The organism is Spiroplasma endosymbiont of Apeira syringaria, assembly GCF_964020205.1.
GTDB lineage: Bacteria > Bacillota_I > Bacilli_A > Mycoplasmatales > VBWQ01 > Spiroplasma_E > Spiroplasma_E ixodetis_A.
The window spans coordinates 1,677,645-1,691,760 of the sequence record NZ_OZ026543.1; the positions used below are offsets into that span (position 1 = coordinate 1,677,645).

The 14,116-nt window shown below is 24.7% G+C and carries 15 protein-coding genes and 1 pseudogene; 4 read left to right on the forward strand and 12 right to left on the reverse strand.

Going from position 1 to position 14,116, the window contains the following annotated elements:
• Positions 1–5: 5 nt before the first annotated feature.
• Positions 6–1,123 (reverse strand): IS3 family transposase gene (locus tag AACL02_RS10330; protein ID WP_339041405.1). Its coding sequence is split into 2 segments (ribosomal slippage): positions 6–880 and positions 880–1,123, totalling 1,119 coding nucleotides; the frame shifts between segments, so codons are not numbered across the junction.
• A 139-nt stretch (positions 1,124–1,262) separates the two neighbouring features.
• Positions 1,263–1,472, reverse strand: a complete 210-nt coding sequence (locus tag AACL02_RS10335) for a hypothetical protein (protein WP_339041407.1) — start codon at positions 1,470–1,472, stop codon at positions 1,263–1,265.
• A 387-nt stretch (positions 1,473–1,859) separates the two neighbouring features.
• Between AACL02_RS10335 and AACL02_RS10340 the strand changes: the two genes are divergently transcribed.
• Positions 1,860–2,705: an IS3 family transposase gene (locus AACL02_RS10340; RefSeq protein ID WP_339043721.1), complete on the forward strand. Its 846-nt coding sequence runs from the start codon at positions 1,860–1,862 to the stop codon at positions 2,703–2,705.
• On the opposite strand, the gene AACL02_RS10345 is transcribed toward AACL02_RS10340, so the two are convergent.
• Entirely contained in the window at positions 2,692–3,795 is a 1,104-nt protein-coding gene (locus AACL02_RS10345) for a hypothetical protein (protein ID WP_339041409.1), read from the reverse strand. The genes AACL02_RS10340 and AACL02_RS10345 overlap by 14 nt on opposite strands.
• A 355-nt stretch (positions 3,796–4,150) precedes the next feature.
• Here AACL02_RS10345 and AACL02_RS10350 point away from each other — a divergent pair, with 355 nt between their 5' ends.
• Entirely contained in the window at positions 4,151–5,758 is a 1,608-nt protein-coding gene (locus AACL02_RS10350) for a hypothetical protein (RefSeq protein ID WP_338975384.1), read from the forward strand.
• A 147-nt stretch (positions 5,759–5,905) separates the two neighbouring features.
• On the opposite strand, the gene AACL02_RS10355 is transcribed toward AACL02_RS10350, so the two are convergent.
• Entirely contained in the window at positions 5,906–6,727 is an 822-nt protein-coding gene (locus AACL02_RS10355; RefSeq protein WP_339041411.1) for an IS1595 family transposase, read from the reverse strand.
• Here AACL02_RS10355 and AACL02_RS10360 point away from each other — a divergent pair.
• The gene (locus AACL02_RS10360; RefSeq protein ID WP_339041413.1) at positions 6,673–6,804 is read left to right on the forward strand and encodes a hypothetical protein; all 132 of its coding nucleotides are present in this window, start codon (positions 6,673–6,675) and stop codon (positions 6,802–6,804) included. The genes AACL02_RS10355 and AACL02_RS10360 overlap by 55 nt on opposite strands.
• A 359-nt stretch (positions 6,805–7,163) precedes the next feature.
• The gene (locus AACL02_RS10365) at positions 7,164–8,405 is read left to right on the forward strand and encodes a DEAD/DEAH box helicase (RefSeq protein ID WP_339041415.1); all 1,242 of its coding nucleotides are present in this window, start codon (positions 7,164–7,166) and stop codon (positions 8,403–8,405) included.
• A gap of 12 nt (positions 8,406–8,417) precedes the next feature.
• Here the strand turns inward: AACL02_RS10365 and AACL02_RS10370 are convergent, their stop codons facing one another.
• The 8 genes and pseudogenes from AACL02_RS10370 to AACL02_RS10405 all read right to left on the reverse strand — a co-directional run bounded on the left by AACL02_RS10370 (position 8,418) and on the right by AACL02_RS10405 (position 14,075).
• Positions 8,418–8,573, reverse strand: a complete 156-nt coding sequence (locus AACL02_RS10370) for a hypothetical protein (RefSeq protein WP_174479916.1) — start codon at positions 8,571–8,573, stop codon at positions 8,418–8,420.
• Between the two features lie 158 nt (positions 8,574–8,731).
• Positions 8,732–9,634 (reverse strand): hypothetical protein, encoded by a 903-nt coding sequence (locus tag AACL02_RS10375; protein WP_339041417.1) that lies wholly within the window; start codon positions 9,632–9,634, stop codon positions 8,732–8,734.
• A gap of 271 nt (positions 9,635–9,905) precedes the next feature.
• A complete protein-coding gene (locus AACL02_RS10380; RefSeq protein ID WP_339041419.1) occupies positions 9,906–10,346 on the reverse strand; it encodes a hypothetical protein in 441 nt (146 codons plus the stop codon).
• 12 nt (positions 10,347–10,358) lie between these two features.
• The gene (locus AACL02_RS10385; RefSeq protein WP_339043722.1) at positions 10,359–11,069 is read right to left on the reverse strand and encodes an IS3 family transposase; all 711 of its coding nucleotides are present in this window, start codon (positions 11,067–11,069) and stop codon (positions 10,359–10,361) included.
• Positions 11,070–11,134: 65 nt separating this feature from the next.
• On the reverse strand, positions 11,135–11,956 hold the full coding sequence (locus AACL02_RS10390) for an IS1595 family transposase (protein WP_339041421.1): 822 nt from the start codon (positions 11,954–11,956) through the stop codon (positions 11,135–11,137).
• A 35-nt stretch (positions 11,957–11,991) separates the two neighbouring features.
• Positions 11,992–12,110, reverse strand: a pseudogene (locus tag AACL02_RS12545) (IS3 family transposase); the annotation flags it as partial.
• A 69-nt stretch (positions 12,111–12,179) separates the two neighbouring features.
• Positions 12,180–12,995, reverse strand: a complete 816-nt coding sequence (locus AACL02_RS10400) for an IS1595 family transposase (RefSeq protein WP_339043723.1) — start codon at positions 12,993–12,995, stop codon at positions 12,180–12,182.
• A gap of 483 nt (positions 12,996–13,478) precedes the next feature.
• The gene (locus tag AACL02_RS10405; protein ID WP_339043724.1) at positions 13,479–14,075 is read right to left on the reverse strand and encodes an IS1595 family transposase; all 597 of its coding nucleotides are present in this window, start codon (positions 14,073–14,075) and stop codon (positions 13,479–13,481) included.
• Positions 14,076–14,116: the final 41 nt, after the last annotated feature.

The following is a 14,116-nucleotide window of genomic DNA, read 5'->3' on the forward strand; positions in this document are numbered from 1 at the left end:
TAGGACTATTTTTTGGTAGACATTTGTTTTTGATAATTAACTGGAGTTAAGTAGTTTAAAGTGCTGTGAATTCTTATGTTGTTATATCAATTGATGTAATCAAATAATTCTAATTTTAATTGGATTAATGATGTAAAATTTTTATCATTAATAAATTCGGTTTTGAAAGTTTTAAAGGTTGCTTCAGCAACAGCGTTATCATAAGGACAACCTTTTTTGCTTAAAGAGCGATTAATATTGAATGCTAGTAAAATTTTATCAATAATTTTATTATTAAATTCATTACCGCGATCACTATGAAATATTTGAATATCTTTTAAACAGCGATTTGAGTGCATAAATGCTTGATATACTAATGATGCATCTTTTTTAGTACCTACACTATGTCCAATTATTTCGCGGTTAAATAGGTCAATTAATAAACAAATATAGTTTCACTTACCATTTACTTGAACATAAGTTAAATCACTAACAATAACTTCATTTTTAACTCTATTATTAAAGTTTCTATCAACAAGATTGGTTATTTGACTATCATTGACTTTATTATGATTTTTGTATGATAATTTAGTGTATTTTGATATTAAATTATGTTTATTCATAATTTCTTTAATTTTTCGTATTGATAAATAAATTTCTTGGTTTTCTAGAATGACTTTTAATCTTCTAGTACCATAAACTTCTTTATTTTCTTTAAAAGCACTAATAACAGCTTCATCATAAATATTATTTTTGATTTTATTTTCTTTTTTCTTTAAATTAAAATAATATGTTGATTTAGAGATTTTTAAAAAATGACACATTGTGCGAATTTTATATTTAACTTTATTTTTGACAATAATTTCTATTTTCTGCCTATTATTAGTGCTGCTTGCTTTAAAATATCATTTTCCATTCTTAATTGTTTTAATTCTTTTCTTAATTTAATTAATTCATTTTCTTCAACAGAACGATTATCTTTAGTTTTAAAACTACCTGAATTAGTAAATTGCTTAATTCAATTGTAAGTAGCTGCTCTTGTAACATTATATTCTTTAGCAAGGCAAGATACTGATTTGCCACTTTGATATAAAGCTACTATTTGTTTTTTAAATTCATCGGTATATGAGTTAATATTGGCCATAATTATAGTTCCTTTCTTTGTTCAATTGTCTATGTAATTAGTGTCCAATAAAGTGTAACCCATCCAATTGTTTTCTACATTTATCACAAGAACCAACCATTCTATATTCTCTACATTCCATAAATATTTTTACCTTTCATTAATTAAGTTTTTTAGTTAATTCCTTATTATTTAAATTTATGTCTAATTCCATTACTAATATTTCATATTTTTCAATATGAGCATCTTTAATTGAATGATGTTTATAATTTCTATGAAAGTTAGTAGCGTTTTCTACAGTTGAAAAAGCCTTATATTTTATTTGACTTGTATAACTAACTTCATATTTTAATAAGTAAATATATTTCATATTTATTTTTCTCCTTTATTTTTTTTATTGTGTTATGATATTGTTAATGAGGTATGTATTTATATATAAAACCCCCTATTTTTTTAAATAATACAAATGTAATTGTTAATTAGATTAATGGGTTATTTACTGAGCCATAATAAGGCTATTCAAATTAATCTATAATTACATTAAGCGATATACTGTTACTTTCTAATTTGCTTAACATTAGAATCCTTTTATACTGATAGAAGAATAGGTCTATAACCAACAGTAATTTATTTTTCTTCCGACAGGGTATTAAGTTTTAATCTTTTAACAAAAAAAGAACGATAGTTATATCGTTCTTTGTTATTTTATAAAACTAGGAGTTAAAGTGATGCGCCCAGCACTAATAATAGGCAGAAAATAGAAATTATTGTCAAAAATAAAGTTAAATATAAAATTCGCACAATGTGTCATTTTTTAAAAATCTCTAAATCAACATATTATTTTAATTTAAATAAAAAAGAAAATAAAATCAAAAATAATATTTATGATGAAGCTGTTATTAGTGCTTTTAAAGAAAATAAAGAAGTTTATGGTACTAGAAGATTAAAAGTCATTCTAGAAAACCAAGAAATTTATTTATCAAGACGAAAAATTAAAGAAATTATGAATAAACATAATTTAATATCAAAATACACTAAATTATCATACAAAAATCATAATAACAAAGTTAACGATAGTCCAATAAACAATCTTGTTGATAGAAACTTTAATAATAGAGTTAAAAATGAAGTTATTGTTAGTGATTTAACTTATGTTCAAGTAAATGGTAAGTGAAACTATATTTGTTTATTAATTGACCTATTTAACCGCGAAATAATTGGACATAGTGTAGGTACTAAAAAAGATGCATCATTAGTATATCAAGCATTTATGCACTCAAATCGCTGTTTAAAAGATATTCAAATATTTCATAGTGATCGCGGTAATGAATTTAATAATAAAATTATTGATAAACTTTTACTAGCATTCAATATTAATCGCTCTTTAAGCAAAAAAGGTTGTCCTTATGATAACGCTGTTGCTGAAGCAACCTTTAAAACTTTCAAAACCGAATTTATTAATGATAAAAATTTTACATCATTAATCCAATTAAAATTAGAATTATTTGATTACATCAATTGATATAACAACATAAGAATTCACAGCACTTTAAACTACTTAACTCCAGTTAATTATCAAAAACAAATGTCTACCAAAAAATAGTCCTAAAAAAGGTTGCCATTCCATAATCATTAATTATATTAATTAAGTCTTCTGTAATTTGATTATTATCAACATTATTTTTTAATTCATCTAAGTTTTTAAAATAACTATTAAAAGTAATTTTCATAAATATATCTTTATTTTGAAATTCAATTGGTTTTCAAGTGGTTGTTTTACCACTAAGAGTTTTAACAGTAGGATTTGTTTTAATAAATCCTAATTTTTGATAAAAATCAATACGCTTATTAATAACATTATTTTTTTTAATATCCTTTAATTCTTGATCACTAAGATTAGAATAAAAATCAAAAATAGCTTTTGTTAAATTTGGATATTTAATTAATCCTTTTTCTAAATTTTGTTTAAATAAAATTGCTTCTTTGATTTCACTAACAGTATATTGGATATTATTTTCAAAATTAATTTTAATAATGTCACTATTTATTTTGGTTAATGAGTAAGGCAAACCACCTAATAAAAATAGACTACAGAAAATAACAAAAATTAAAAAAACTGTTTGTGATGGAGTAAAAACTAACATTGTTACTACACCAACAGTAACTAAAACAGCAAATAAAGAGCAAAAGCCAAAAAACTTTAGGATAGTTAATACGTAAAAAGCTAAATAAGAAACTTTTATAATAATTCCACAAATCCCGCCAAATATTAATAAAGCAATAATATTTATGAAAATAAAAGTTAAACTCATAAAAAATAAAGTAGCGTATTGAGTTAAAATAATAACATTTCTTGTATAAGGTTTAGTAAGTAATAATAAGAAAGAACTATCTTCAAATTGAGTACCAAAAATTTTTATAGCATTTAATAAAATAAAAATAAATAAAAATATACTATAAAAAATCATAATATAATATTGTAAATAAATAATAAAATCTTCTATTGATAAATTTAAAAAAAACAAAACACTAATGCTCAATACCGAAATTACTATTGAAAATAAAAATAAAAATGCCGTAATAAAACTGTAACTAATTTTAATTATAATTAATCTAAATAACTTAAATCAACTTGCCTTTTTGGTTTTAGTTTTTTCTATAGTTTTCGTTGTGGTTTCTAGTAATCTGTCCATTATTTTTTCTCCTTTACATATTATCAATTATAATCAATTATTTTTTTTGTTTATAAAATATAATTTAATGAAAAAGAAAAATTATTTTTTATTAAACTGCATAAAAAAAGAAAAATTATTTAAACATTTTAATTATAAGTAAGAAAATTTAACAAATTTTGATATAAAAGATAATCTAATAATTATGATTACAATGCTTATTTTTTAATTATTAAATTAAACTTGATTTTTTATAAACTTATTAGTTTACTGAAATATTAAAGTTAATATATTCACAACATTTTAATTATAAATATTATAGAATATACTAGAACTTTGTAAAATATATTAAAAGAAATTTTAGGAGGGTACTAGAGTGAAGGGAATATTAAAATTATTAGCAATTTTTGGATTAACAGCACCATTAGCAGTAAATGTAGTGGCATGTGGAAATGGTAATAGTTCTGATACTGATGATGAAGTATCGGAAAATGCTGATGTACAAGAATTATTAAAAAAAGCTAAAGAGCAAATTAGTTTAGGACTTGCAAATTTAATTAGTGAATATAAGAATTTAACTTTTGAAGATGAATTTGGTGAATCTGGAAAAGATATTACTAATAATTTAAATAGTTTACCTAAAGATAGTGACACTCTGGTTGATAGTAAAATAAAGGATATATTTTTAACTAGGCTTCAAAAAGATATTACAAATCTTATTATTGAGGATTATTTATTACAACCATCTGATTTAAAACCATTATTTAATAATATAACTACTAGTGAAATTTTAAAAATTGATTTTAATGGAACAAAAATGACAAATAAACAATTCAATTGAACTAAGGAAAAAGCTGATTTTGGTATTGAAAATTATGATCCAGCAACGTATAACATAACAATGTGATATAAACTTGCTGCAGACTTAAAATTAAAATTATCTTATAAAGATGAAAGTAACAAAAAGACAGAAATTGAAGTATCTAATATTTTTGATTTTAATTACGCTAATACTGGCGCTAATTTAAAGTCTTTAATTGAAGCTTCAACTGGTAATGTAACAAAAGTATTAAAAGATTTTATGATACAAATAGAAAGCACCACTACTGATAGTGGAAGTTTATTACAAAAAGCAAAAGAATTAATTACTAGAAAACTTAATAACAATAAAGTTAATATTACTAAAGTTGATATTAATGCTCAATCAGAAGTTCTTCAAAAAAATGATGTTTATGCTAGTGGTGATCATATGTATGAAGCGCTTACTAAATCTACAATTGATGAAGCAATTGATTCTTTGAAAAATTATTTATCACCAACAGCAACAACTTTTTCAGATGAGATTACTAAGTGACTTGTTGGAAAACAAGGAGTGCCTGAAGAAAGTAAAAATAAAATTAATGCTTTTGGAAAAATCACTATTAGTGATTGAAGCATTTCAGGATTAAGATTAACGCCAATGACTTTAGATTTTATTAATATTAGCCCTAATCAAACGCAAGGTGAATGAGCAGAGCAAACAGCAACAGCATTAGGTAAAATATTTTATACAAAAAGTGAATTTGCTAAAGGGCGTATTGATATCACTACTGATAATAATTTAACAATATATATGAATCCCGGAGATTTTGATAATTTTGTTCAAAATAATAAAACAATGAGTGATATTAGTGACTATATTAGTTCAAAAATAAGTTCTAAAGCTACAACCGAAAATCTTATTAAAGGTAATATTTCAGTTACTTTAAATGGTCTTTGAAAAGGAGCAAAAAATCCAACTTTAAGTGATAGAACTAGTGTGGAAAAAGTAGATGATAATACATTTAAAGTTAAAAGAAATGCGGGTGGTATGCATGGTTATAATTATTTAACTATTCGTTATGCAAACACTAATTTTTTAACTGGAATGATTAAGAATCATAAAAATAATCATATTTTATTTGATAATTGAATTATTAAAAAAGCAGATACTGATGTTTGATAATTTATATTATTTTTCAAAATTTTTTGTTATGATAAAAAATTTCTAATATAATTTAAATTTTTAATGGCTTTTCTCCCTTTATGTACTATTTTAATTTTATCACATAAATGCTGAGAAAAGCCTATCTACGGACTTCTCCCCACATTTTTAAATCAAACATAGAATTACAGTTTCAAAACTAGGTATCTTGTTGAATTTATATGCAGCTTCTTTAGCATATAAATGAACATGATTTTTTGCAACTTTGATATGTGTTTTAAATGTTCTTCTTATATGTTTTCAAACTGATTCAATTTGGTTGGTATTTACACCAATTTTTGAAACATAGCCATCTTGATGGTTAACTGTTTCATGCTTAGTGAAAACTGATTTAAAATCGCAATATCCTTTTCAAGAATCAGTATATACAAGACATTTTGAAGAAATGTGGTTTTTTGCAAACTGCAAAAGATTTTTACTCTTTGCGTTTTTCAATACTTTCACAATTAAATTATTGGTTGTTTTTTGATAAATGCCAACAATCAAGGTTTTATTCACCAAGGATCTTCCTTGTTTTTTAAAACCCATATGTGAAAGATACATTTCATCAATTTGCACTGTACCTTCAACAATAAATTGAGGTTTTTGTTTTGCAATACGTGTTCTGATTTTATGAGTCATTCTTCAAGCAGTTTTCAAAGTCACTCCCAATTCTTTTGCAATATCTGTTGATGGAATTCCATGTTTGGTGTTTATTCATCTAAAGATAAGATAAAACCAAGATGTTAAAGATGTTTGTGACCTTGAAAATATGGTGCCTGTGAGAATGCTAAATGTTTGATTACATTTTAAACATCTCATTCTTTTTAAATCAGAAGTATTCAAATTAAAACTAAAACACCTAATACATTTGTTTTCTTTCAAATTTGCTATATATGCAAGACATTGCTGTTCAGTTTGAAAAGCATTGTTGAATTCATTCAGTTTCATTATTCCCTCCACAAGTACATGTGGGGAGAAGTCCGTTTTTAATTTTAATAAATTTAAAAATTTGTATAGTATTTTAATTATTATTTTTATATTTTCATTTCTATAAATTTATCTTTACATTTAATTAAAAATAGTGTATTATATTTAAGTTGTTGATTAATTCGCAATTTTCTTTTAAGATATGATTGATAAAAAAATATCAAAAAAGTTGTTAATGATGTCAAAGAAATAAATAATATCATGAAATTATTTGACAACTTTTAATTTTAGAAAAATTAGATGAATTAATACTTTAAAATGTAAGTAAGTATATTATATATAAATAATAAATAAAACTAATCCTTTTTTAAAATAATCCTCTTTTAGAGGTTATTTTTCAGGTTATAATTATCATTTTTTCTAAATTTATTCAAAATTTATTTTTAAGGAGAAATATATGAGTTTTACAGAACTAAATTTAAAACAAGAATTAACTGCTGCTATTGCTAAATGGGGTTATACTACCCCAACACCAATTCAAAAGAAGACAATTCCAGTTTCTTTACAAAAAAAAGATATTATTGGAAAAAGTCATACCGGAACCGGAAAAACTGCTGCCTTTGTCTTACCTATATTACATAATTTAGATATAAAATTATATCGTAATCAAGCCATTATTGTTTGTCCAACTAGAGAATTGGCAATCCAAGTTGCTAAACAAGTAAAAAAATATGCTTATTTTTTAAATGGCGTTAATGTTGCTTTATTATGCGGTGGTGTTAATATTAGAAATCAATTATATGATTTAAGAACTAGTAACATAGTTGTTGGAACACCAGGAAGAATTACTGATCATATTAATCGTGGCAGTTTAAGATTAAATTCAATCAAAACATTAGTTTTAGATGAAGCAGATGAAATGTTAAAAATGGGATTTAAAAAAGATATTGATTTCTTATTTGAAAATTCACCTCAAAATATTCAAACTGTTCTTTTTTCAGCGACAATGTCAAAACCAGTTTTAAAAATTGCTGATGATTATCAAAATAATCCAGTTAGTATTAGTGTTGAAGATGAAAGTCAAAAATTACAACAAGCAAATATTAAACAATATTATTTTGATTGTCGTAATATAACAAAAGAAACTGCATTAGTTGCTTTATATCAAAAATTACAACCACAATTAAGTATTGTTTTTTCAAATACAAAAGATTTTACTAACAAAATCGCACAATTATTAGAACAAAATAATATTAAATGTGCTGTTATTAACGGTGATAAAAGTCAAAGAGAACGTATGGAAGCAATGAGACAATTTAAAAATGGTAAGGTTAAAGTACTAATTGCTACTGATGTTGTTGCTAGAGGAATTGACATTAATGGTATTGATTATGTTTTTAATTATGATATTCCACGCGAATATGAGTACTATACTCATCGTATTGGTAGAACAGCTCGTGCTGGAGCACAAGGCACTGCTATTACTTTAGTAAGTAATAGAGTTCAATATAATGAAATTCAAGAAATTCAATATTATCAAAATCACGAAATTACTTTACTAGATACTACAGGTTGAGATTTACCTAAAAATGTTGTTAAAGTACCGACTAAATTAAATTTTTCATCTCATAACAATAGAAATGATTTTAAACGTAATGTTGATAATAATTCAAAATGAAAAAGAAAACCAAAATATTAAAATTATTCATTTTTATAAAGTTTTTTTATTTTCATTTTTTTTCTTATTTTCGATTTCTTGTTGTTGTCTTTCTTTTTCAGCTTTTTCGGATTCTTTTTTTAATTTATTAGCTGCAATTTTTTCTTTTATTCTTGCTATTTCTTTTTCTCTTTTATTTTTTTCATCCATAAAAATCCCTTTCTCACTATTTTTTTTGGCATATTTATTCTTATACATCTAAAATACCCAAAATCAGTTTACATTTTTTAGAAAAAAAATAAATATAAAATATTAAAAAAGTCACTCTTTTAAAAAGAGTGACTAAAAATTAAATTTAAATAGTGCTTTTAATTGAATGACATTGGATGGTATATTCCTGTACTTGTTGATGGTTGGTTATTTATATCATTTGCAAATTGATATGGATTGTCAATAGGAAATTCTTCTATTGATGTTTCGTCATCAGTTTCTTTTTCATTTGATGATTTTTCTGATTCTATTTGTTGTGATAAAACTTCTTCAATACCAGAATCTTCAAATTCTTCTTCCTGATATTTTTTAATCAATTCATCAAGAGTTGTGAATTTCCCATTGTTTTCTAATTTTTCTAAATGTTTTTCAAGAAAAACTGCTTCTTTTTTAGTAAATCCACAACAACTAGTTAATATTTCTGTGATTTTTTTTATAGTTATTGGTTGATTAAATACATCTTTATAAAAATCAGAAATAGCAAAAGCAATCATATCAATTGCTGTTACACCAATTGAAAATCCTAATGTTGTTCATCTAACAAATTTTTCATAAAATAATTTTGTGGCTTTTTGAAATCCATATTCATTAACTAATGCAGCTTCTGTTTTAACAGCATTAACAGTACAAGTGACTGATAAAAATAAAGGGATTGCCATTAATATTTTTTTATATCTAGTTTGTTTTTCAACTCATTTTGAAAGTTTTTCAGGACAAAGATTAATTGGAATTCCTAAGTTTGTTAAACCCGATTTAAAAATATTATTAATTGGTCTCATAACGAAATAACGACTTATATTTGCCGCTAAAGCACCTGTAGTAAAAATGTCTTTCGTGATTCAATCATGTAAATTAAAATCTTCTTTAGAAGTATTTTCTGATGAACCAGTTATAATAATATGACTACCTGCCCATGTTAGTGTTTCTAAAGTTAAATTAACTAAAAGATTACGTTCTCAATTAGTTACTAATGCTATTGGTTTATTATTTTGTTGTTCCATAGTTTTAATTGTTTGGGAGATTGTCAAAAATCCGGAATAAATTAAATCTTATATAGTCTTATTATATTTTAGACAAGAAATAATTTGGATTTTTATGAAATTGTACATTCATCTTACTATTTTTTAAAAGATATTTCAACTAAAATACTTAATTTTAAAAATTACTAAAATAAATTTAATATTTATACACAACAAAAATTCTTACTAAAGTGCATTTAATAAGTTTTAATTTATTTTTAGTTTTTTTTTAAAAAAAAACTAAATTTTTAATTTATAATAATTGTATCTCTGTATTTATTTTATTACATTTAGAAATAACCATTTTAATATAAATTAAAATATTATATGTTCTATTACCAAGCATTTCTTTTAAAACATGTCAAATATTAGTTTCATTATAACAACCAATATTTCACTTTGCACTTTGATTTTCAATACCTTGTTTATTATTTTTAAAATATTTTTTCTTTAATTTTTTATGATTATCTAATTCTTTATATAAATAATCAATTAATTGTTCATATTGACCATTATTAATTAAATTTTTACAATTATTATATTCTTTTACATACTTTCCTTTATTTCCAGACATTATACCAAGATATAATGTTCTAATTAAATGGAATTTATCTAAAACAAACTCAGCACCTAAATAATCTGCTACATCTTTAATTCATCCAGCACTATCACAACAAATAATATGGAATGGCAACCCTTTTTAGGACTATTTTTTGGTAGACATTTGTTTTTGATAATTAACTGGAGTTAAGTAGTTTAAAGTGCCGTGAATTCTTATGTTGTTATATCAATTGATGTAATCAAATAATTCTAATTTTAATTTGATTAATGATGTAAAATTTTTATCATTAATAAATTCGGTTTTGAAAGTTTTAAAGGTTGCTTCAGCAACAGCGTTATCATAAGGACAACCTTTTTTGCTTAAAGAGCGATTAATATTGAATGCTAGTAAAAGTTTATCAATAATTTTATTATTAAATTCATTACCGCGATCACTATGAAATATTTGAATATCTTTTAAACAGCGATTTGAGTGCATAAATGCTTGATATACTAATGATGCATCTTTTTTAGTACCTACACTATGTCCAATTATTTCGCGGTTAAATAGGTCAATTAATAAACAAATATAGTTTCACTTACCATTTACTTGAACATAAGTTAAATCACTAACAATAACTTCATTTTTAACTCTATTATTAAAGTTTCTATTAACAAGATTGGTTATTTGACTATCATTGACTTTATTATGATAATTTTTGAATGATAATTTAGTGTATTTTGATATTAAATTATGTTTATTCATAATTTCTTTAATTTTTCGTCTTGATAAATAAATTTCTTGGTTTTCTAGAATGACTTTTAATCTTCTAGTACCATAAACTTCTTTATTTTTTTTAGGCTTTTCTCCCTTTATGTACTATTTTAATTTTATCACATAAATGCTGAGAAAAGCCTATCTACGGACTTCTCCCCACATTTTTAAATCAAACATAGAATTACAGTTTCAAAACTAGGTATCTTGTTGAATTTATATGCAGCTTCTTTAGCATATAAATGAACATGATGTTTTGCAACTTTGATATGTGTTTTAAATGTTCTTCTTATATGTTTTCAAACTGATTCAATTTGGTTGGTATTTACACCAATTTTTGAAACATAGCCATCTTGATGGTTAACTGTTTCATGCTTAGTGAAAACTGATTTAAAATCGCAATATCCTTTTCAAGAATCAGTATATACAAGACATTTTGAAGAAATGTGGTTTTTTGCAAACTGCAAAAGATTTTTACTCTTTGCGTTTTTCAATACTTTCACAATTAAATTATTGGTTGTTTTTTGATAAATGCCAATAATCAAGGTTTTATTCACCAAGGATCTTCCTTGTTTTTTAAAACCCATATGTGAAAGATACATTTCATCAATTTGCACTGTACCTTCAACAATAAATTGAGGTTTTTGTTTTGCAATACGTGTTCTGATTTTATGAGTCATTCTTCAAGCAGTTTTCAAAGTCACTCCCAATTCTTTTGCAATATCTGTTGATGGAATTCCATGTTTGGTGTTTATTCATCTAAAGATAAGATAAAACCAAGATGTTAAAGATGTTTGTGACCTTGAAAATATGGTGCCTGTGAGAATGCTAAATGTTTGATTACATTTTAAACATCTCATTCTTTTTAAATCAGAAGTATTCAAATTAAAACTAAAACACCTAATACATTTGTTTTCTTTCAAATTTGCTATATATGCAAGACATTGCTGTTCAGTTTGAAAAGCATTGTTGAATTCATTCAGTTTCATTATTCCCTCCACAAGTACATGTGGGGAGAAGTCCGTTTATTATTTGCAATAATCTCTACTTTCTGCCTATTATTAGTGCTGCTTGCTTTAAAATATCATTTTCCATTCTTAATTGTTTTAATTCTTTTCTTAATTTAATTAGGCTTTTCTCCCTTTATGTACTATTTTAATTTTATCACATAAATGCTGAGAAAAGCCTATCTACGGACTTCTCCCCACATTTTTAAATCAAACATAGAATTACAGTTTCAAAACTAGGTATCTTGTTGAATTTATATGCAGCTTCTTTAGCATATAAATGAACATGATGTTTTGCAACTTTGATATGTGTTTTAAATGTTCTTCTTATATGTTTTCAAACTGATTCAATTTGGTTGGTATTTACACCAATTTTTGAAACATAGCCATCTTGATGGTTAACTGTTTCATGCTTAGTGAAAACTGATTTAAAATCGCAATATCCTTTTCAAGAATCAGTATATACAAGACATTTTGAAGAAATGTGGTTTTTTGCAAACTGCAAAAGATTTTTACTCTTTGCGTTTTTCAATACTTTCGCAATTAAATTATTGGTTGTTTTTTGATAAATGCCAATAATCAAGGTTTTATTCACCAAGGATCTTCCTTGTTTTTTAAAACCCATATGTGAAAGATACATTTCATCAATTTGCACTGTACCTTCAACAATAAATTGAGGTTTTTGTTTTGCAATACGTGTTCTGATTTTATGAGTCATTCTTCAAGCAGTTTTCAAAGTCACTCCCAATTCTTTTGCAATATCTGTTGATGGAATTCCATGTTTGGTGTTTATTCATCTAAAGATAAGATAAAACCAAGATGTTAAAGATGTTTGTGACCTTGAAAATATGGTGCCTGTGAGAATGCTAAATGTTTGATTACATTTTAAACATCTCATTCTTTTTAAATCAGAAGTATTCAAATTAAAACTAAAACACCTAATACATTTGTTTTCTTTCAAATTTGCTATATATGCAAGACATTGCTGTTCAGTTTGAAAAGCATTTTTGAATTCATTCAGTTTCATTATTCCCTCCACAAGTACATGTGGGGAGAAGTCCGTTTTTTTAAAAGCACTAATAACAGCTTGTTCATAAATATTATTTTGAATTTTATTTTTTTTCTTTAAATTAAAATAATATGTTGATTTAGAGAGTTTTAAAAAATGACACATTGTGCGAATTTTATATTTAGATTTATTATGGCTTTTCTCCCTTTATGTACTATTTTAATTTTATCACATAAATGCTGAGAAAAGCCTATCTACGGACTTCTCCCCACATTTTTAAATCAAACATAGAATTACAGTTTCAAAACTAGGTATCTTGTTGAATTTATATGCAGCTTCTTTAGCATATAAATGAACATGATGTTTTGCAACTTTGATATGTGTTTTAAATGTTCTTCTTATATGTTTTCAAACTGATTCAATTTGGTTGGTATTTACACCAATTTTTGAAACATAGCCATCTTGATGGTTAACTGTTTCATGCTTAGTGAAAACTTATTTAAAATCGCAATATCCTTTTCAAGAATCAGTATATACAAGACATTTTGAAGAAATGTGGTTTTTTGCAAACTGCAAAAGATTTTTACTCTTTGCGTTTTTCAATACTTTCACAATTAAATTATTGGTTGTTTTTTGATAAATGCCAATAATCAAGGTTTTATTCACCAAGGATCTTCCTTGTTTTTTAAAACCCATATGTGAAAGATACATTTCATCAATTTGCACTGTACCTTCAACAATAAATTGAGGTTTTTGTTTTGCAATACGTGTTCTGATTTTATGAGTCATTCTTCAAGCAGTTTTCAAAGTCACTCCCAATTCTTTTGCAATATCTGTTGATGGAATTCCATGTTTGGTGTTTATTCATCTAAAGATAAGATAAAACCAAGATGTTAAAGATGTTTGTGACCTTGAAAATATGGTGCCTGTGAGAATGCTAAATGTTTGATTACATTTTAAACATCTCATTCTTTTTAAATCAGAAGTATTCAAATTAAAATTAAAACACCTAATACATTTGTTTTCTTTCAAATTTGCTATATATGCAAGACATTGCTGTTCAGTTTGAAAAGCATTGTTGAATTCATTCATTTTCATTATTCCCTCCACAAGTACATGTGGGGAGAAGTCCG